The organism is Neorhizobium sp. PAMB6630, from assembly GCF_058242775.1.
Genome location: NZ_CM177836.1, coordinates 281,650 through 299,190, shown reverse-complemented (window position 1 = coordinate 299,190; position 17,541 = coordinate 281,650). Strand labels below are relative to the sequence as shown.

20 protein-coding genes are annotated in these 17,541 nt (G+C 60.4%); 12 read left to right on the top strand and 8 right to left on the bottom strand.

Going from position 1 to position 17,541, the window contains the following annotated elements:
* The first annotated feature begins 11 nt into the window (after positions 1-11).
* The 4 genes from AC4CWF_RS01350 to trmD all read left to right on the top strand — a co-directional run bounded on the left by AC4CWF_RS01350 (position 12) and on the right by trmD (position 2,255).
* On the top strand, positions 12-329 hold the full coding sequence (locus AC4CWF_RS01350) for a chorismate mutase (protein WP_491283346.1): 318 nt from the start codon (positions 12-14) through the stop codon (positions 327-329).
* A gap of 33 nt (positions 330-362) precedes the next feature.
* Positions 363-737: a 30S ribosomal protein S16 gene (gene rpsP, locus AC4CWF_RS01345; protein WP_491283345.1), complete on the top strand. Its 375-nt coding sequence runs from the start codon at positions 363-365 to the stop codon at positions 735-737.
* Between the two features lie 145 nt (positions 738-882).
* Positions 883-1,548 carry a ribosome maturation factor RimM gene (rimM, locus tag AC4CWF_RS01340; RefSeq protein ID WP_491283344.1) on the top strand — a complete coding sequence of 222 codons (666 nt, stop codon included), beginning with the start codon at positions 883-885 and terminating at the stop codon, positions 1,546-1,548.
* An 8-nt stretch (positions 1,549-1,556) separates the two neighbouring features.
* Complete coding sequence (gene trmD, locus AC4CWF_RS01335; RefSeq protein ID WP_491283343.1) at positions 1,557-2,255, top strand: tRNA (guanosine(37)-N1)-methyltransferase TrmD; 699 nt, start codon at positions 1,557-1,559, stop codon at positions 2,253-2,255.
* Here the strand turns inward: trmD and AC4CWF_RS01330 are convergent.
* Entirely contained in the window at positions 2,237-2,983 is a 747-nt protein-coding gene (locus tag AC4CWF_RS01330) for a sulfite exporter TauE/SafE family protein (protein ID WP_491283342.1), read from the bottom strand. The two genes, trmD and AC4CWF_RS01330, sit on opposite strands and share 19 nt — an antisense overlap.
* 280 nt (positions 2,984-3,263) lie before the next feature.
* Between AC4CWF_RS01330 and rplS the strand changes: the two genes are divergently transcribed.
* Positions 3,264-3,806 (top strand): 50S ribosomal protein L19, encoded by a 543-nt coding sequence (gene rplS / locus AC4CWF_RS01325; protein ID WP_491283341.1) that lies wholly within the window; start codon positions 3,264-3,266, stop codon positions 3,804-3,806.
* Positions 3,807-3,881: 75 nt separating this feature from the next.
* On the opposite strand, the gene blaOXA is transcribed toward rplS, so the two are convergent.
* Together blaOXA and AC4CWF_RS01315 are read right to left on the bottom strand one after the other, a co-directional pair.
* Complete coding sequence (gene blaOXA, locus AC4CWF_RS01320; protein WP_491283340.1) at positions 3,882-4,688, bottom strand: class D beta-lactamase; 807 nt, start codon at positions 4,686-4,688, stop codon at positions 3,882-3,884.
* 136 nt (positions 4,689-4,824) lie between these two features.
* Positions 4,825-5,328: a nuclear transport factor 2 family protein gene (locus AC4CWF_RS01315; RefSeq protein ID WP_491283339.1), complete on the bottom strand. Its 504-nt coding sequence runs from the start codon at positions 5,326-5,328 to the stop codon at positions 4,825-4,827.
* A 365-nt stretch (positions 5,329-5,693) separates the two neighbouring features.
* Between AC4CWF_RS01315 and AC4CWF_RS01310 the strand changes: the two genes are divergently transcribed.
* The 5 genes from AC4CWF_RS01310 (at position 5,694) to AC4CWF_RS01290 (ending at position 11,459) form a co-directional block, all read left to right on the top strand.
* The gene (locus AC4CWF_RS01310) at positions 5,694-6,713 is read left to right on the top strand and encodes an IS110 family RNA-guided transposase (protein WP_136600331.1); all 1,020 of its coding nucleotides are present in this window, start codon (positions 5,694-5,696) and stop codon (positions 6,711-6,713) included.
* A gap of 248 nt (positions 6,714-6,961) precedes the next feature.
* Entirely contained in the window at positions 6,962-7,768 is an 807-nt protein-coding gene (locus tag AC4CWF_RS01305; RefSeq protein ID WP_491285139.1) for a transporter substrate-binding domain-containing protein, read from the top strand.
* A 6-nt stretch (positions 7,769-7,774) separates the two neighbouring features.
* On the top strand, positions 7,775-8,584 hold the full coding sequence (locus AC4CWF_RS01300; RefSeq protein WP_491283338.1) for an amino acid ABC transporter permease: 810 nt from the start codon (positions 7,775-7,777) through the stop codon (positions 8,582-8,584).
* A 252-nt stretch (positions 8,585-8,836) separates the two neighbouring features.
* Complete coding sequence (gene leuC / locus AC4CWF_RS01295) at positions 8,837-10,246, top strand: 3-isopropylmalate dehydratase large subunit (protein WP_491283337.1); 1,410 nt, start codon at positions 8,837-8,839, stop codon at positions 10,244-10,246.
* Positions 10,247-10,628: 382 nt separating this feature from the next.
* Positions 10,629-11,459, top strand: coding sequence for an EamA family transporter (locus AC4CWF_RS01290; RefSeq protein WP_491283336.1), 831 nt, complete (start codon positions 10,629-10,631; stop codon positions 11,457-11,459).
* Between the two features lie 66 nt (positions 11,460-11,525).
* Here the strand turns inward: AC4CWF_RS01290 and AC4CWF_RS01285 are convergent, their stop codons facing one another.
* Entirely contained in the window at positions 11,526-13,520 is a 1,995-nt protein-coding gene (locus AC4CWF_RS01285; RefSeq protein ID WP_491283335.1) for a PhoX family protein, read from the bottom strand.
* Between the two features lie 94 nt (positions 13,521-13,614).
* On the bottom strand, positions 13,615-14,157 hold the full coding sequence (locus tag AC4CWF_RS01280; RefSeq protein ID WP_491283334.1) for a L,D-transpeptidase family protein: 543 nt from the start codon (positions 14,155-14,157) through the stop codon (positions 13,615-13,617).
* Between the two features lie 117 nt (positions 14,158-14,274).
* Here AC4CWF_RS01280 and AC4CWF_RS01275 point away from each other — a divergent pair, with 117 nt between their 5' ends.
* Together AC4CWF_RS01275 and AC4CWF_RS01270 are read left to right on the top strand one after the other, a co-directional pair.
* The gene (locus AC4CWF_RS01275) at positions 14,275-14,958 is read left to right on the top strand and encodes a response regulator transcription factor (protein WP_491285138.1); all 684 of its coding nucleotides are present in this window, start codon (positions 14,275-14,277) and stop codon (positions 14,956-14,958) included.
* 26 nt (positions 14,959-14,984) lie between these two features.
* Entirely contained in the window at positions 14,985-15,440 is a 456-nt protein-coding gene (locus tag AC4CWF_RS01270; protein WP_491283333.1) for a cyclic nucleotide-binding domain-containing protein, read from the top strand.
* A gap of 10 nt (positions 15,441-15,450) precedes the next feature.
* On the opposite strand, the gene AC4CWF_RS01265 is transcribed toward AC4CWF_RS01270, so the two are convergent.
* From AC4CWF_RS01265 to AC4CWF_RS01255, 3 genes are all read right to left on the bottom strand, one after another.
* A complete protein-coding gene (locus AC4CWF_RS01265) occupies positions 15,451-15,909 on the bottom strand; it encodes a DUF421 domain-containing protein (RefSeq protein ID WP_491285137.1) in 459 nt (152 codons plus the stop codon).
* Positions 15,910-16,020: 111 nt separating this feature from the next.
* The gene (locus tag AC4CWF_RS01260; protein ID WP_491283332.1) at positions 16,021-16,821 is read right to left on the bottom strand and encodes an exodeoxyribonuclease III; all 801 of its coding nucleotides are present in this window, start codon (positions 16,819-16,821) and stop codon (positions 16,021-16,023) included.
* A gap of 80 nt (positions 16,822-16,901) precedes the next feature.
* Positions 16,902-17,501 (bottom strand): outer membrane lipoprotein carrier protein LolA, encoded by a 600-nt coding sequence (locus AC4CWF_RS01255; RefSeq protein WP_491285135.1) that lies wholly within the window; start codon positions 17,499-17,501, stop codon positions 16,902-16,904.
* Positions 17,502-17,541: the final 40 nt, after the last annotated feature.

Here is a 17,541-nt window from a genome sequence, read left to right as displayed (position 1 = left end):
GACGGAACGCCATGATTGATCCGAAGGTGAAGGAACAGCTCGGCCAATACCGCCAGTCGATCGACAATATAGACGCGGCGCTCATCCACATGCTGGCGGAACGGTTCCGCTGCACCAAGGAAGTGGGCATCCTCAAAGCCCTCTACGATTTGCCGCCGGCAGACCCGGCGCGCGAGGAATACCAGATCGAACGCCTGCGCAGGCTTGCCAAGGATGCTCATCTGGACCCGGATTTCGCCGAGAAGTTTTTATACTTCGTCATCACGGAAGTCATCCGGCACCATGAAGCCATTGCCGCTCAACACGGCGAACCCAAAAAGACCGTCTGACGACGGCCAACCCAAGACCCAAGGAGTAAAGAAATGTCCCTGAAGATCCGTCTCGCCCGTGGTGGTTCCAAGAAGCGCCCTTATTACCAGATCGTTATCGCTGACGCCCGCGCACCGCGCGATGGCCGTTTCCTGGAAAAGGTCGGTTCGTGGAACCCGATGCTGGCCAAGGACAACGAAAAGCGCATCGAGCTGAACGCCGAGCGCCTGCAGCATTGGATCGACAACGGCGCACAGCCGACCGATCGCGTTCTGCGTTTCATGGCAGAAGCAGGCTTGGCCGAACGCGCTGCCCGCAGCAACCCGGAAAAGGCAAAGCCGGGCAAGCGCGCTGTCGAGCGTGCAGCCGAGCGCAAGCAGAAGGCTGATGCCGCTGCAGCTGCTGCTGCCGAAGGCGCTGCAGAATAATAAACGCTTCTGGCGTTGTTGGACGGGTGGCATGGCGACATGCCGCCCGTCTTCCGTTTCTGCATCCTCTGTTTCCCCCATCTTCTGTTTCCAAAGCGGCAAAGTCCCTCTAAAAGGACGCCAGAACCGCAAAGGGAGAGCCCCCATGGCCAAGCTGGAAAACCCCATCCTCATGGCGACCATCGGCGCGCCGCAAGGCTTGCGCGGAGAAGTGCGGGTGCGCACCTTTACGGCCGACCCCTTGGCGCTGGGAGATTACGGCCACCTGCACAGCATGGATGGACGGGTGTTCGAGATCCTTGACCTTCGCGAAGCAAAGACCGTGGTCATCGTGCGGTTCCGCGGCATCAACGACCGCGATACGGCTGAAAAGCTGAACGGCCTTGAACTGTTCATCGACCGCGACAACCTGCCGGACGAGGAACTGGACGACGACGAATTTTATTATGCCGACCTCGAAGGCCTCGACGTCGAGGATGCCGACGGCAAAAGCTATGGCAAGGTGAGCGGCGTCTTCGATTTCGGCGCCGGCGACCTGCTGGAACTGAAGGGCCCCGGCCGCCGCCCGACGCTCATTCCGTTTTCAGAAGCCGCCGTTCTGGAAATCGACCTCGACAAGGGCTGCATCGTGATCGACCCGATGGCCGCCGGCCTCATCGAGACGCCCGATGAGGACGAGGCGATGCGCCGGGCCGCCGAGGGTGATCCCGAGGGCGGCGATGAGCCGCCCCAGGCAGCGGATGGCAAGAAAGGCGGCGGCAAGAAGGGTTCGGGCAAAAAGGGTGCGGACAAGAACCGCGACCCGGAATAAGCGCCCCCATGTCGTTTCGCGCCACCATTCTCACGCTTTATCCGGACATGTTTCCGGGCCATCTCGGCCATTCGCTGTCGGGCAAGGCCATGGAACGCGGCCAGTGGACGCTTGACACGGTGCAGATCCGCGATTTTGCCGAGGACAAACATCGCACCGTCGACGACACGCCGGCTGGCGGCGGCGCGGGCATGGTACTGAAGCCGGATATTCTGGCGCGCGCTATCGATTCCGTGGCCGCCGATACACGCCCGCGCCTGTTGATGAGCCCGCGCGGGCGGCCGCTCACCCAGGCGCGCGTGCGGGAACTGGCGGAAGGCGATGGCGTCGTCATCGTCTGCGGCCGGTTCGAAGGGGTCGACCAGCGGGTGATCGAGGGACGTCATCTCGAAGAAGTCTCGATCGGGGACTATATCCTGTCCGGAGGGGAGCCCGCCGCGCTGACGCTGCTTGATGCCGTGGTGCGCATCCTGCCGGGCGTCATGGGCAATGCCGCCTCCGGCACGCATGAGAGCTTCGAGACGAGCCTGCTCGAGCATCCGCACTACACCCGCCCGCAGGTGTTCGAAGGACAGCCGATCCCGGATGTGCTGACGTCAGGCAATCACGCCGCCATCGAAAAATGGCGCCATCAGCAGGCACTTGCCCTGACGAAAGAGCGCCGACCGGATCTTCTCGGAAAACCCGGTCAGCCGCTGACGAAATAATAGACCGTCAGTGCCGAGCCGACCGCCACCACGATAAGACGCATCACCAGCTGCGGCACGCGGCGCGCCAGCCACACGCCGGTATAACCACCGGCGGCACCTGCCGGCAGCATGACCAGCGCCTGCGGCCAGCCGACAACGCCCCCGCCGACAAAGATGACGATGGCAACGGCTGCAATGACCATGGCCAGCAGGTTTTTGAGCGCATTCAGATGATGATAGCTGCCGCCGGCCGTCAGGCCCAGCACGGCGAGCATCATGATGCCCATGCCAGCGCCGAAAAAGCCGCCGTAAATCGCAGTGACAAGCTGCCCCAAAAAGCTTGCCGGCGTGTTGACCGGGTGTTCGGAGGATGTTTTCGGCTTCAACCAGGGACCGGCGGCAAACATGATGGTGGCGCTCGCCAGCAGCCACGGCACCAATGCGCGAAACGAGGGGTTATCAAGCGCCAGAAGAATGATCGCGCCGGCCGCGCCGCCGATGATGGAAACCACACAAAGCACCAGCGCGCCGCGCCAGTTGCGGGCGATTTCCCGGCGATAAGCAAGCGTTGACGTGACATAACCGGGAAACTGCACGATGGACGAGGTGGCATTGGCCGAAATCGGCGGCAGGCCAGCCAGCGTCAGCGCGCCGAAGGTGAGGAAGGTGCCACCGCCGGCAATGGCGTTGACGGCACCGGATAGAAAACCCGCGACAAACAGCAGGCCGATCATGATAGGTGTCATTCCGGCGTCCTCCCAAACCCGTTTGACGTGCAGTAGCGCCTGAAAACGCGGCCATCAAGAGCGCCCGGCTTGATCTTTTCCGGCGTTTGCGGCACCTGCCGGGGTGACAAGCGCTGCAGTTTGGTATATTGGCGCACGCGGACATGGGATTTTCATCCCGTCGACCAGCAAGCAAAGAATGGCGAATACGCTCCGCCCAAAGGGCCGGATCCGGAGGCAAGCTCCAATGGAACCGATGTCGAGCGCTCTGGCTGTTTGAGAAAAAGAGAAGGTTTGACCAATGAACATCATTCAGCAGCTGGAAGCCGAACAGGCTGCCAAGATCGAAGCCAAGCGCAAGCTTCCGGAATTTTCCCCGGGCGACACGCTGCGCGTGAACGTCACCGTTCGCGAAGGCAACCGTACCCGCGTACAGGCCTATGAAGGCGTCTGCATCGCCCGTTCGGGTGGCGGCATCAACGAGAGCTTCACCGTTCGCAAGATCTCCTACGGCGAAGGCGTCGAGCGCGTATTCCCGGTCTATTCGCCGATGGTCGACAGCGTCGAAGTCGTTCGCCGCGGTAAGGTCCGTCGCGCCAAGCTTTATTACCTGCGCGATCGTCGCGGCAAGTCGGCTCGCATCGTTGAAAACACCAACACGCGTACCCGCAAGCTGAACGAATCCGAGCGCTCCGCCGCTGCCGAGGAAAAGGCACGTCTGGAAGCTGAAAAGGTAGCAGCAGCACAGGCACTGGCCGCCGAAAAGGCAGCAGCAGAAGCAGCCGCCAAGGCTGAAGCCGAAGCAGCAGAAGCCGCAAAGGCTGCGGAAGCTTCCGCAGAATAAGGCTTCTCGCCTGAGACTTTCGAAAAGGCGGCCCTCGCGGGTCGCCTTTTTTGTTTGAGGCAATTTGAACGGCGCTCAGTTGCGGGCAAGAAGAGCCGGTAGTGTTTCGAAGAGCGCATCACGGGCACGCGCGCTTGCAGAACCGCCAAGCTTTCGCTCGTCCTGCACGAGCTTTGCAAACACCACGGTCCGCCCGCCCTTTTGCGCCCAGCCGACAAACCAGCCCCAGGGATGTGCCCGGTCAAAGCTGCCATCGGCCAGGCGCGGATAGGCCATGCCGGTCTTGCCCTGCGCCACCCAGCCATCCTTGAGATCGAAGCGCTCCATCGCCTTCACCGTCACTTCCATGGCCTCGCGGCTGACGGGAAGCGTCCGGTTGACGAATTTTTTGAGGAACGCCACCTGCTCGTCCGGCGAAATTTTCAGCGAGGAGGCAATCCATGCGCGTTCAAGGCCATTGTTCTTGCCCTTGTCTCCGGAAAAATCGGCATTGCCGTAACCGAAACTGTCCGCATAGCGGTGGAGCTTTTCCGCGCCCAGGCGGTGCGTGATGCGCTGCGAAAACCAGACGACGGAATATTTGAGCCAGCGTTCAGCATCCGTCGGCTGTTTCCATTCTTCGCCACCCCAATCAGGATCACCCTTTTGAAACGTGAAGGATGGCGTGTGCTCGTCCTTCAGAATGCCGGCGTCAAAGGCCATCAGGCTGAGCGGCAGCTTGAAGGTGGAGGCCGGCGTGACACGAGCAGTGCAATTGCCCTCGCGGACGATCACATCGGCGGTCTTGGCATCGGTAATCAGGGTGCAGAGATCCGCTGCGGCCGCCGGCAACGCCACAACGGATGCCGCCGCAAGGCCAAATATGGATAGAAATAGACGCATGACATGATCCTCCTCTCGCGTAGAGGTGGCGTTGAAGCCCAGCATCATGACGTGAAGATGGCGCGACAGGGCCGCCCGAGCCTGATGCGGCAGAGGCGGCCTGCAGGATGGGAAGAGGTTTGCTGGATAGGCCGCGTTACATCTTCACGGCCGAATCCCAGTGCTCATCAGCCTTGCCATTGACGATGCGCCAGGTGTCATACCAGGTGGTGGTGTAGGTTTTCGACGGATCTTTCGGGTCCTTTTCCGTGCGCACCGTCGCAACCGTCACTAGATCGCCTTCGGCGCTGACGAACACCACCGGCGTCTTCATCTTCTCCGGGAGCGGTGTCGGCTTGCGGCCAAGGACCTTCGTGAAAAATTCAACGACCGGCGCGCGGCCGGACACGACGTTCGGATTGTGCTGGATATAACGTTCGGTCAGCCACTGGTCAGCCTTGTCCCAATGGTTGGCCTCCAGAAGATCCCGCATGATGTGCAAAGCCACCTGCTTGTTGGCATGAAGCACCGGGTCCGGACTGGTGAACAGCGCTTCCACATCCGGCGCGGCGGTGACCGCTTCCTGGGCGCGAGCCACTGCGGCGCATGACAGACCGACGGCGAGGAGGAGCGCAAACAGCGCGCGGCTTGCCTTGAACATGAAGAATGACCTTCCAGCATGAGGGATGGGGAACGTTCAACAAGGATAGGCAGGGGCCGGCACCGGCAAAAGGAGGCAGTTTTGCCGCCCATGGTATCATGCAGGGAACCAAAGGCTGAAAATGACGAAGGCGCTTGTGCAAATCCCCTGCATTCCCGCGGTTTTCCGTATTCGGCACCCCTTTGAACACAATCAGGTGAGGCAGGCGCAGGTCCCGCGGTCTCCGGGCATGGTGCCTTGTGAAGCCGTCTGCCATTGCTCTTGCCATTGCGGGCGTTTCCGTGACAATCGGTTTTGCCACTTAATGGGATGGACTGTTCCCCCACCCCGCAGTCAAACTGGTCGCGCCAACGAAGGAGGTTGTCATGGCAAACGTTGCGGTTCTGGGAATTGATATCGCCAAGAATGTGTTCCAGCTTCATGGCGTGGGCGCCGATGGTCAGGTTGTGCTGAGACGACGCGTGATGCGCGATCAACTGCTTCAGGTGACCGAGGCTATGCCGCCTTGCCTGATTGGGATCGAAGCTTGCACGGGTGCCTTTCACTGGCAGCGGCATTTTGAGTCTCAGGGGCATACTGTGAAGATCATTGCGCCGCAGTATGTGAAGCCGTTCTTGAAGGGCCAGAAGAATGACGGCAACGATGCCCAGGCAATATGCATTGCCGTTCAACAACCACACATGCGCTTCGTGCCGAAGAAATCGATCATCCAGCAGGACATCCAGGGCCTCCACCGTGCTCGGCAGAGATTGGTCAATCATCGTGTCGCCCTGATCTCGCAGATGCGAGGTTTGCTTCTCGAGCGTGGTGTAGCGATCGCAAAGTCGGCTTCGATCGCCCAGCGAACGATACCGGAGATCATCAATAATCCAAGGATCGACATCACCGAGTTGACACGCGATATCATTGGCACGCTCCATGCCTTCCTTTTGCAGCTCAACGAAAAGATCAAATACTTCGACAAGCAGATCGAAGCCGTCTTCCGCGAGAGCGATGTTTGTCAGCGTATCGCCAAGATTCGTGGCGTCGGCCCGAAGACTGCGACGGCAGTTGTCGCGGCTGTTGGTGATGGAGCAGACTTTAAGAATGGCCGGCACCTGGCGGCATGGATGGGCCTTGTGCCGCGACAACATTCCAGCGGCGATCGACGCGTACTGCTTGGCATCAGCAAACGAGGCAGTCAGCATCTGCGAACACTTCTGGTCCACGGCGGAAGGTCAGTGGTGCGAACGGCGCAACGAAAATCTGACCCTGCGAGCGAATGGGTCAACGAGCTTAGGGAAAGGCGTGGTTACAACCGCGCAGCGGTTGCTGTCGCCAATAAGAACGCAAGGGTGATATGGGCCTTGCTTCAGCACGGTGGCGAATACCGGGCCAATCCTTAAGAGCAGGCATGCGAATTGCAGGCTGAAGGTTGAAATGGAATGAACGGTCGGACCGGCACATACGGAACCTGTCTTTTATAATGGCCGACAAGGTCTCCCATTTGTTGAGGCGTATGTGTGCGGATACCCCATTTGGGCGCTTCGGAAATGATGACGCCGTATAGATGTTTGCAATCGACCAGCGTCAGACCGCTTCAACGTAAAGCTTGCAAAGGGGGAACAGTCCATAGATGTTGAAGGAGCCGATGATGATTTCCCGCCGCACCACCCTTGCCGCCTTCTGCGCTCTTTCTCTCCTGCCGCTTTTCTCAGCCCCCGCCACGGCTGCCGATTTGCCGGACCTCAAGGGCCGCGCCATCGTGGTGGTAACGGAAAATGCCTATCCGCCGCTGCAGTTCGTCGATCCGAAGACGGGAACGGCCATCGGCTGGGAATATGATACGATGAACGAGATCACTAAGCGGCTGAACGCCAAGGTCGAGTATCAGAACACCTCCTGGGATGCGATGATCCAGGCCGTTTCCGACGGGCAATACGACATCGGCATGACCGGCATCACCATCAAGGACGACCGCAAGGAGAAGGTGGATTTTTCCAAGCCCTACATGCGCTCGCAGCAATTCATGCTGGTGCGCGCCGACGAGACCCGCTTTTCGGACGCCAAGACTTTTGGTGCAACGGAAGACGCGCTGATCGGCGCGCAGCCGGGCACGACACCTTTTTATACGGCCGTCTACGAAGTGCTCGACGGCAACGAGCAGAATTCCCGCATCAAGCTGTTTGAAACCTTTGGCGCCACCGTGCAGGCGCTGCGCACCGGCGATGTCGACATGGTGCTGACCGACGGCACCGCCGGCAAGGGTTATGTCGATGCCTCCGGCGGCGCGCTGAAGCTCGTTGGCGGGCCGCTTGGTTCGGAAGACTTTGGATTCATCTTCAAGAAGGGCTCGGATCTGGTTTCGCCCGTCAATGCGGCCATCGATGCGTTGAAGGCTGACGGCACTTTCGACGCGCTCAACAAAAAATGGTTCCTCGACTACAAGATGGGGCAATAGCCCCGGATGGCCACCGCGCGACGCGGGGAAGAACCGGAGGACTTTCCCTGGTGGATGGTGGTTTTCGGGTTGATGATGGCGGCTGTTGCCGCGGTCATTGCCACCAGCGACCTCTACGGGCAGGTTTTTCTGATTGTCGCCAAGGGGATTGGCATCACCGTCGGCGTGGCACTTGTCGCCTTTGCACTTGCCGCAGCCCTCGGTCTCGGCGTGGCACTGGCGGGGCTTTCCAGCAGCCGGTTGCTGCGCCAGTCCGCGCGTTTTTACGTGGAAGTAATCCGCGGCATCCCCATCCTGGTGCTTTTGTTCTACGTGGCTTTTGTCGGCGCACCGGCATTGGTGGCGGCCTATAATTTTCTTGCCTCGCCTCTGATCGAAAGAGGCATGCTGCCAAGCCTTCTGACGCGTGACCTCTCGCTTCTGTCCCGCGCCGTCATCGCACTCACCATCGGCTACAGTTCGTTTATCGCGGAAATCTCTCGCGCCGGCATCCAGTCCGTCGATACGGGGCAGATCGAGGCGGCCAAGGCGCTTGGTCTTTCGCGCTTCCAGCGCTTCCGGCTGGTGGTGATGCCGCAGGCGCTAAAAGTGATTTTTCCGCCGCTTTCCAACGATTTCGTCTCGATGGTGAAAGACTCGTCACTCGTCTCCGTGCTCGGCGTCGCCGACATCACCCAGATGGCCAAGGTCTATGCTTCCGGCTCCTTCCGGTTCTTCGAAACCTATTCGATCCTTGCCTACATCTATCTCGGCCTCACCATTGGCCTGTCGCTGATCCTGCGACGAGTGGAACGGCGCCTGCGGGCCACCAGCTGAGGCACACCGGCGGTGAGGCAGATATTGCCGAGGAAAAGGAAAACTGATAAATCCTCATTCATGGGATCGAAATTCGGATGCCTCGCGACGAATGTTTTTGTGCTGCAGGACCACAAGCGTCTGCCGGCACGTTTTTTCGCGCGCATTTCCGGCGCTCTTTTCGGCCGACTTCGTACGCTCTGATCGCGTCGAACCGGCAGCCTGCTGCCGATTTCAAATCCCCGCATTCTCCACATCAAATGGATGGCAGCCATGAGCGCACCTCGTACTCTCTATGACAAGATCTGGGACGACCACGTCGTTTCCACCGGCGAAACCGGCACCTGTCTTCTCTACATCGATCGTCACCTCGTGCATGAGGTGACGAGCCCGCAGGCCTTCGAAGGTCTGCGGCTTGCCGGCCGCAAGGTCCGCGCGCCGGAAAAGACGCTGGCCGTGGTCGATCACAACGTGCCAACGACGCCCGACCGCCATATCGGCATCAAGAACGAGGAAAGCCGCGTTCAGGTCGAGGCGCTGGCGCAGAATGCCGCCGATTTCGGCGTCGAATATTATTCCGAAAAGGACAAGCGCCAGGGCATCGTCCACATCGTCGGCCCCGAACAGGGATTTACCCTGCCGGGCATGACCATCGTCTGCGGTGACAGCCACACGTCCACGCATGGCGCTTTCGGCGCGCTCGCGCATGGCATCGGCACGTCGGAAGTCGAGCACGTGCTCGCCACCCAGACGCTGGTGCAGAAGAAGGCGAAGAACATGCTGGTGCGTGTCGACGGCCAGCTGCCGCCGGGCGTCACCGCCAAGGACATCATCCTTGCTATCATCGGTGAAATCGGCACGGCCGGCGGCACCGGCCATGTCATCGAGTTTGCCGGCGAAGCCATTCGCGCGCTTTCCATGGAAGGCCGCATGACCGTCTGCAACATGACGATCGAAGGTGGCGCCCGCGCCGGCCTCATCGCGCCGGATGAGACGACCTTCGAATACATCAAGGACAAGCCCCGCGCGCCCAAGGGCGCTGCCTGGGACATGGCACTTGAATACTGGAAGACGCTGCAGTCCGACGAAGGCGCCCATTACGACCGCGTGGTGGTGCTCGATGCCGCCGCCCTGCCGCCCATCGTCTCCTGGGGTTCCTCGCCGGAAGACGTCATCTCCGTTCAGGGCGTCGTGCCCAACCCGGATGATATTCCCGAAGAAACCAAGCGCGTCTCCAAATGGCGTGCGCTGGATTACATGGGCCTGAAGCCGGGCACGAAGATCACCGACATCGCCGTCGACCGCGTGTTCATCGGCTCCTGCACGAACGGGCGCATCGAAGACCTGCGCGCAGCCGCAAAGGTTGTCGAAGGTCGCAAGGTAGCATCAACAGTGTCTGCCATGATCGTGCCGGGCTCGGGCATCGTCAAGGAACAGGCGGAAGCCGAAGGCCTCGACAAGATTTTTCTGGAAGCCGGTTTCGAATGGCGCGAGCCGGGCTGCTCGATGTGCCTTGCCATGAACGACGACCGCCTGAAGCCGGGCGAACGCTGCGCATCCACCTCCAACCGCAACTTCGAAGGACGCCAGGGCTTCAAGGGCCGCACGCATCTCGTGTCGCCTGCCATGGCCGCCGCCGCAGCGGTTACCGGCCACTTCGTCGATATCCGCGAGTGGAAGTAATCCTTTTCGCCCCAAACTTTTGACAGCGAGCCGCCGGATGCCCATCCGGCGGCTCAGTTTGCTGACAAACCTGTCTCCCACCACGACGTCATCCTCGGCCTTGTGCCGAGGATCTACTAAGATCCAAAAAATCAAACGTTTGTAGATGCTCGGGACAGGCCCGAGCATGACGGAAAAAAGCTGCAAGCCCTTTGTCAGCAGTCTGAGCCGCCGGATGCCCATCCGGCGGCTTTTTCATAAGATCAATCCCGTTGATGCAGCCGACAGAAAAGCGCGATTGACTGCGGGCGCGGGGTCATTACCCTTGCAGCTTTCCAATCGGTTTCCCCATGCGCCTCATTCCCCGCCGCCTAGCCATCAGACCCTTGATGGTGGCCCTCCCTTGAGCCCCACCGTCATCGCGCTTGCCCTGTCGGCCGCCATTCTCCATGCCAGCTGGAACGCTTTTCTGCGCTCCGGCAGCGACCGGCTTTGGTCGATATCAGTGATGGGCGTCACCGGCATCGTTTTTGCACTGCCGGTCATGGTCTGGCTGCCGCTGCCGACACCCACCGGCTTTGCCTATATCCTCGCCTCCTCGCTGTTACAGGTGGCCTACAGCGTGTTTCTCGTCTTTGCCTACAGGCTCGGCGATCTCGGCCAGGTCTATCCGGTGGTGCGCGGTTCCGTGCCGCTGCTGGTCACGCTCGGTGGTTTTCTGCTGACGGGGCAGACGGTGGGGACGAGCCAGCTTATCGGCATTGCGCTGGTGGCCTTGGGCATCATGAGCCTGTCGCTGGGCCGCCAGCGGGCGCCCACCTCCTCCATCCTCTGGGCACTGCTCACCGGCCTCATCATCGCAAGTTACGCGACGGTGGATTCCACCGGCGTGCGCCATGTGTCCGATCCGCGTGCCTATGCCGCCTGGGTGTTGTTCACCTACGGCGTTCTCCTCATCATCGCCTACACCGTGATGCGGGGCCGGCTGCGCATCGATATCCGGGAGCGGGAAAGCTGGAAGGCGCTGGGGGCCGGCATTTTCGTGCTTCTCGCCTATGGCGTCATCATTGTTGCTTATTCGCTCGGACCGGCAGGACCGATCACCGCCATTCGCGAAACGAGCGTCGTGTTTGCCATGCTGATCGGCTGGCTGTTTCTGGGTGAGACGCTCACGGCGAAACGCATCGTCGCCTGCCTGATCGTCGCAGCAGGGGCCATTGCCATCGGTCGCTGAACCCGCAACGAAAAAGGCTCCGCGACCGGGTGATCGCGGAGCCCCTCTTCAAAGCGTCAGGAAATCTCAGACCGCGATCTTGCCGCCACCCTTCTTGGTGATGGCAACGACCGAGGGACGACAGGGCAGGTCCGGCTTGAAATCGGGCCAGCGGGTGGAGAGATCCTCGTAATAGGACGCACGGCCGTGGCCGGACCAATCCTCGCCGCCATCGCCCGGATGCTGAACGGCAACGAAGGCCGTCTCGTCATCGGGCGCAAACAGCGGGCCGCACATTTCAGCGCCGACAGGCACGCGGAAGAACAGCTTTGACGTGGCACGCGCTGCACCTTCCGTATCGACGGCCCAGAGGCCATCGGTGCGGCCGGTCTGCTTGTTGTTGTTGCCATCGGTTGCGACCCAGAGACGGCCGGCAGTATCCACCGCACAGTTATCGGGCATGCCGAACCAGCCGTTCTTCGTCGTTTCCGTCGAGAAGGTGGAGCCGACGGCCGCAACCGAGGGATCACCGCATTTCAGCAGCACTTCCCACTTGCCTGAAGTGGCGGAAAAATCACCGTCGTTTTCGGAGATTTCGATGATGTGGCCAAAGGCGTTTTCAGCGCGCGGATTGGCGGCATTCACCTGGTCTGCCTTGCGCTTGGTGTTGTTGGTCAACATCACGTAGACCTTGCCGTTGACGCTGTTCGGCTGGATGTCTTCCGGACGGTCCATCTTGGTGGCGCCGAGGAGATCGCCGGCGCGGCGGGTCTCGATCAGCACGTCGGCCTGGCTGTGGAAGCCGTTTTCGGCCGTCAGCGGGCCCTGGCCGAAGACCATGGGAAGCCACTGCATGGTGCCGTCTTCGCCGAACTTCGCCACGTGAAGCGTGCCCTTGTCTAGCAGGTCCATGTTGGCGGCGCGGTCATTCGGGTTGAAGGCGGCTTCCGTCACGAACTTGTAGACATAATCGAAACGCTCGTCGTCACCGAGATAAAAGACGACCTTACCGCTCTTCGCCACGATCGATTCGGCGCCTTCATGCTTGAAACGACCGAGGGCGGTGCGCTTCTTCGGCATGGAGGTCGGATCCATGACATCCACTTCGACGACCCAGCCAAAACGGTTCGGCTCGTGCTGTTCCTTCGACAGATCGAAGCGGTCGTAGAAATTGCCCCATTCATAGGAGCCTTCCGGAACGCCGTAACGCTTGTAATTGGCAGCTTCCGCATGGCCCTCGGGCAGCTTGCCCTGGAAATAGCCGTGGAAGTTTTCCTCCGCCATCACATAGGTGCCCCAGGGGGTCACGCCGCCGGCACAGTTGTTGAGCGTGCCGAAGACTTTTGTGCCGGTCTGGTCGGCCGCCGTCTTCAGGCGATCGTGACCGGCGGCCGGGCCGGTGATCTGCATGGGCGTGTTGGAGGTGATGCGGCGGTTATATTTGCCATCCGCCACCACCTGCCATTTGCCGGAAACCTTGCGGATTTCGACGATGGTGCCGCCATGCGCCATCATCTCGACGTCCACCTGCTCCTTGGAGAGCGCGCCCTGCTTGACCTTGCCATCGACAACGGTCACGAGGCCGGGGAACATCAGGTGCGGGTTGGTGTATTCGTGGTTGACGACGAGCAGGCCGTGATCGGCAGCGCCGTCAAGCGGAATGAAACCGACATAGTCATTGTTGTAGCCGAACTGCTTTGACTGCGCGTCTGCCGTCTGTTTTGTCGGATCAAACTGCGGCGCTCCCGGAAGCACCGCATCGCCCCAGCGCAGCAGCACATCGGCGTCATAACCTTCGGCGACGTGGTGCGTGGCATCGACGCCGGCTTCCACTTCGTTGAAATTAAACGCAGAACCGGACTTGCCGGCGGCGCGCGCCTCATCGGCGCTCATCAGAGCGACGGGGCTGACGGTTGCCGCAATCGCCGAAACGGCAAGCGACCCCTGCAGGAAATTGCGCCGTGAAAACCGCTTCGAGATGATTTCGCCCATCGTCGGGTTGGCGCTGGCATTATGGCCTTCGCCATCCGCCTCTTCCAGAAGCGTGGTCGGGAAAGGCTTGTGGGTGAGCTGCTCGTTCATCAAACGACCTCCAGTATAGAAACACAGTGCTTTTTAAGAGCCGTTCTAATCTACAGGCCGCATGTTGCGGTTGTACGACAAACCCGAGACAATGTTAGATGACGCGCACCATCATGCCCGGCCGCATGAACCGGATGAGCCGGCGCATGGTGGTGGCGCTGATGGCGATGCAGCCTTCCGTCGGCTGGTAACCGGGGCGGATGAGGTGAAAGAAGATTGCCGAACCATGGTGGCGGCGTCGCGAGGTGATATTCCAGTCGAGTACGAGGCAGATGTCATAGAGCCCGTCGGTGCGCTGCATCCGCTCGTGGCTTGGCTTGAAGGGGGCACGCACCAACCGGTTATAGGCGGCATGTTCGGGCGCATCGCACCAGAGCATGTCTTTCTCGATCCGCCGCAAGGGAAGGGCCGTTGTCAGAGCGCCGACATGTTCTCTGCGCAAAAAGCCATAAAGCAGCTTCATGGCGGCAATCGGCGTTGCGCCATCGCCTTCACGCTTGAACGCCGTTCGCCCGGAGCGACCGATGGCGGCGGGCACGGTGATGCCGCCAAAACTCACGAAAGCGCGAGCAGGATTTGATGGTGCGGGGCGAACCGTGATCATCTTGCCCTTGCCGCCGGCCTTTTTCCCACCCATTTGTCTCACACATTGTTGCTTTGGATATGATTTCGTTTGAAATTCATAGCACAATGTCCCTTAGTTCGAAGAGCCTCGCCGCCGATGTGCGACGGGCAAATGAAAGGCAAAGACGGCATGGCAGCCCGCACCGTACTGCTGGTGGATGACGATGAAGACCTGCGCGAGACGCTGGTCGAGCAGCTTTCTCTTTACGAGGAATTTTCACTGCTGCAGGAAAACAACGCCACCAAGGCAATGGCGACCGCAAAATCGCGCCAGATCGACCTGTTGATCATGGATGTGGGCCTGCCTGACATGGACGGGCGCGAGGCGGTGAAACTGCTGCGCAAGGGCGGGTTCAAGGCGCCGATCATCATGTTGACCGGGCATGACACCGATAGCGACACGATCCTTGGCCTGGAAGCCGGCGCCAACGATTATATCACCAAGCCGTTCCGTTTTGCCGTGCTTCTGGCCCGTATCCGCGCCCAGCTTCGCCAGTACGAGCAGAGCGAGGATGCCACGTTCACCGTTGGCCCCTATATCTTCAAACCAAGCCAGAAACTGCTCACCACTGATGACGGCAAAAAAATCCGGCTCACGGAAAAGGAAGCGGCGATCATCCGCTACCTCTACCGCGCCGGCCAGAAAGTGGTGACGCGCGACGTGCTTCTGGAAGAGGTCTGGGGTTATAATTCCGGCGTGACGACCCATACGCTGGAAACCCACGTCTACCGTCTTCGCCAGAAGATCGAGCGCGATCCCTCCAGCGCCGAAATTCTGGTCACAGAAAACGGCGGCTACAAGATCGTCCCCTGACTGGGAAATCGCAGAAGAAAGCGACCATGGCTCTTAGCGACGATATTCGCCTTCTCTCCGGCGTTCCCCTGTTTCAGGGGCTCGATGACGACCAGCTGCGTCTGGTCGCCTTCGGGGCGGAGCGACGCAGCGTCGCCAAGGGGCAGGAGCTGTTTCGCGAACAGTCTCCGGCCGAATGCGCCTATGTGGTGGCACGCGGCCGGCTCGATCTCTACACGCTCGGCCGGGACGGGATCGCCGATCTCGCCCGCTCCGTCGGCCCCGGCACCATGCTGTCGGAACTGGCGCTGGTGACGATGGTGGAGCGCAAGTTTACCGCCATTGCCGCCGAAGATGGCGAAGTTCTGCGCATTCCGCGCACGCTCTTTCACCGCCTGCTGGAGGAATATCCGGCCGTGGCGCGCATTCTGGAGCAGCGGATCAGGGATAATCTGGTCGGGCTGGCAAAGGCTGCGGCGGCCATGCAGGGGCGGTTTGCGTGACGAGCGCGGTTTAGATCACGCTCAGCGATCCGTCACTTTCCAACACCACTGCCTGCACATTGCTCAGATCGCCGTGGCCGTTCGACCGCACGGCGCTCAATACCTCATCCTGCGTTATTCGCTGCCGATGCATCGCCTGATCGCAGAATGTCCCCTGGCGCACCAGAAGCGTCGGCTCCGAGCGGACAGCCTTTGCCGCGGCTGGAACACGCACGGAAAGAGTCGTAACCAAGTACTGTAACCCGATCAGCAATGCCAGGGCGGTCACGCCTTCGGCAAGCGCAATCGATTCCTGGAGCAGGATGGCAGACAGGGTGGAGCCGAGCGCGACTGTGACGACCAGATCGAAGGCGTTCAACTTGGCAAGCGTGCGCTTTCCCGAAATCCGCAGGAAAAGAACCAGAACCACATAGGCCAGCGTGCCGACAATCAGCGTTCGAGCGATGCCGGACCACCCCTGAAACAACATGCCAACCAGATCCATCGATACTCCCCTCGAAAGCAACTGCTGTTCGGGAACTCGACGGGAGCCGGGATGTTCCCTCTCTACAATCTCACAGCCGATGGACGCGAAAAATCCTCACATCCTGAACGTCGCCGTGACAGGAACATGGTCCGACGGGCGGTTCCAGCCGCGGGCTTCCTTCAGCACCTCGATGTTTTCCAACAGCGGACCAAGCTCCGGCGAAGACCAGATGTGGTCGAGGCGGCGGCCCTTGTTGGCGGCTTCCCAGTCTTTCGCGCGGTAACTCCACCAGGTGTAGAGTTTTTCGGAGGCGGGTACGTGCTGGCGCATCAGGTCCAGCCAGCCGCCTTTTTCCATCACCTGCGTCAGACCTTCGGTCTCCACCGGCGTATGGCTGACGATCTTCAGCAGCTGCTTGTGCGACCAGACATCATGCTCCAGCGGTGCGATGTTCAGGTCCCCGACGAGGATGGAGGAGACGCCCGGGCTATCCGCCTTCAGCACCTTCATTTCCTCGACGAAATCCAGCTTATGGCCGAATTTCGGGTTGATCGCACGGTCCGGTTCGTCGCCGCCCGCGGGAACGTAGAAATTGTGCAGGCGGATTCGGCGACCACCGCGCTCGAAAATCGCGGAGATATGGCGGGCATCGCCCACCTTGCAGTAATCCTGCCGGTGATCTTCCGCGAGCGGCACCTTGGAGATGATCGCCACGCCATGATAACCCTTCTGGCCATGCAGCACGATGTGCTCGTAACCCATGGCCTGCAGCGGCTCGAGCGGGAACTCTTCCGCCCGGCACTTGATCTCCTGCAGGCAGAGAATGTCGGGTTTTTCGCGCGCAAGAAACTGCTGGACGATGGGCAGGCGCAGGCGCACCGAATTGATGTTCCAGGTGGTGATGGAAAAGCGCATGAAAAAACCTCGACGTGATACGCCGAGGTTTAGGCTTTTTTGCAATGGATGGGCAAGGGCTTCAGCGCCCGAAGCCTGCCTTACAGCTTATGGACTTCGTTATAGGGGATGGTGAAAACCTTGTCGTCGAAGCGCACGCCGTTCTGCACATTGTAGATCATCACCGACGTATCCTTGTTCTGCAGGTCGGTGATCGTCCACTGGCGCAGGTCATAGGTTTTCGGGTCGAACATCATCGTAATCGTGCTGTCGCCGAACACCGTCTTGTTGCCGAGCACGATGGTGGTGAGATCGGATTCCTGTTTCACATCGCGCACCATCTGGTTCGACAGGTCGATGCGGTCGGCGAGAAGTAGGCTGAGCGGCGTCTTGGAGAGCGGATAAAGATCCCAGGTCTTCAGCTTCAGGTTGCCGATCACGACGTTGTTGCCGTCAGCGATGACGCGGATCGGCGACGGATCCTCGAAATTGAAGCGCAGCTTGCCCGGGCGCTCGATGAAGAATTTTCCACCGGTCTGTTCGCCGCGCGGGCCAAACTGCACGAACTCGCCCATCATCGTCTTGACCGAGGAAAAGTGGTCGGCAATCTTCTGGGCGGCATCGGACGTGGCCGCGCCTTGCGCAAAGGCCGGCACGCCCACCAGGCCACCGGCCGCCAGCGCACCAAGGCCCAGCATCATGTGGCGGCGGCTGAGGGCGGCGGAAGCGGTCATACGGGTC

What these genes read in the sequence shown, in the direction of transcription:
- AC4CWF_RS01275 (WP_491285138.1), top strand. Translation starts at nt 14,275, where the DNA reads ATGGCAGCCCGCACCGTACTGCTGGTGGATGACGATGAAGACCTGCGC.
- AC4CWF_RS01255 (WP_491285135.1), bottom strand. Translation starts at nt 17,501, where the DNA reads ATGATGCTGGGCCTTGGTGCGCTGGCGGCCGGTGGCCTGGTGGGCGTG.
- AC4CWF_RS01260 (WP_491283332.1), bottom strand. Translation starts at nt 16,821, where the DNA reads ATGCGCTTTTCCATCACCACCTGGAACATCAATTCGGTGCGCCTGCGC.
- AC4CWF_RS01330 (WP_491283342.1), bottom strand. Translation starts at nt 2,983, where the DNA reads ATGACACCTATCATGATCGGCCTGCTGTTTGTCGCGGGTTTTCTATCC.
- leuC (WP_491283337.1), top strand. Translation starts at nt 8,837, where the DNA reads ATGAGCGCACCTCGTACTCTCTATGACAAGATCTGGGACGACCACGTC.
- trmD (WP_491283343.1), top strand. Translation starts at nt 1,557, where the DNA reads ATGTCGTTTCGCGCCACCATTCTCACGCTTTATCCGGACATGTTTCCG.
- AC4CWF_RS01285 (WP_491283335.1), bottom strand. Translation starts at nt 13,520, where the DNA reads ATGAACGAGCAGCTCACCCACAAGCCTTTCCCGACCACGCTTCTGGAA.
- AC4CWF_RS01350 (WP_491283346.1), top strand. Translation starts at nt 12, where the DNA reads ATGATTGATCCGAAGGTGAAGGAACAGCTCGGCCAATACCGCCAGTCG.
- AC4CWF_RS01280 (WP_491283334.1), bottom strand. Translation starts at nt 14,157, where the DNA reads ATGGGTGGGAAAAAGGCCGGCGGCAAGGGCAAGATGATCACGGTTCGC.
- AC4CWF_RS01305 (WP_491285139.1), top strand. Translation starts at nt 6,962, where the DNA reads ATGATTTCCCGCCGCACCACCCTTGCCGCCTTCTGCGCTCTTTCTCTC.
- AC4CWF_RS01300 (WP_491283338.1), top strand. Translation starts at nt 7,775, where the DNA reads ATGGCCACCGCGCGACGCGGGGAAGAACCGGAGGACTTTCCCTGGTGG.
- rimM (WP_491283344.1), top strand. Translation starts at nt 883, where the DNA reads ATGGCCAAGCTGGAAAACCCCATCCTCATGGCGACCATCGGCGCGCCG.
- blaOXA (WP_491283340.1), bottom strand. Translation starts at nt 4,688, where the DNA reads ATGCGTCTATTTCTATCCATATTTGGCCTTGCGGCGGCATCCGTTGTG.
- rpsP (WP_491283345.1), top strand. Translation starts at nt 363, where the DNA reads ATGTCCCTGAAGATCCGTCTCGCCCGTGGTGGTTCCAAGAAGCGCCCT.
- AC4CWF_RS01270 (WP_491283333.1), top strand. Translation starts at nt 14,985, where the DNA reads ATGGCTCTTAGCGACGATATTCGCCTTCTCTCCGGCGTTCCCCTGTTT.
- AC4CWF_RS01310 (WP_136600331.1), top strand. Translation starts at nt 5,694, where the DNA reads ATGGCAAACGTTGCGGTTCTGGGAATTGATATCGCCAAGAATGTGTTC.
- rplS (WP_491283341.1), top strand. Translation starts at nt 3,264, where the DNA reads ATGAACATCATTCAGCAGCTGGAAGCCGAACAGGCTGCCAAGATCGAA.
- AC4CWF_RS01265 (WP_491285137.1), bottom strand. Translation starts at nt 15,909, where the DNA reads ATGTTGTTTCAGGGGTGGTCCGGCATCGCTCGAACGCTGATTGTCGGC.
- AC4CWF_RS01315 (WP_491283339.1), bottom strand. Translation starts at nt 5,328, where the DNA reads ATGTTCAAGGCAAGCCGCGCGCTGTTTGCGCTCCTCCTCGCCGTCGGT.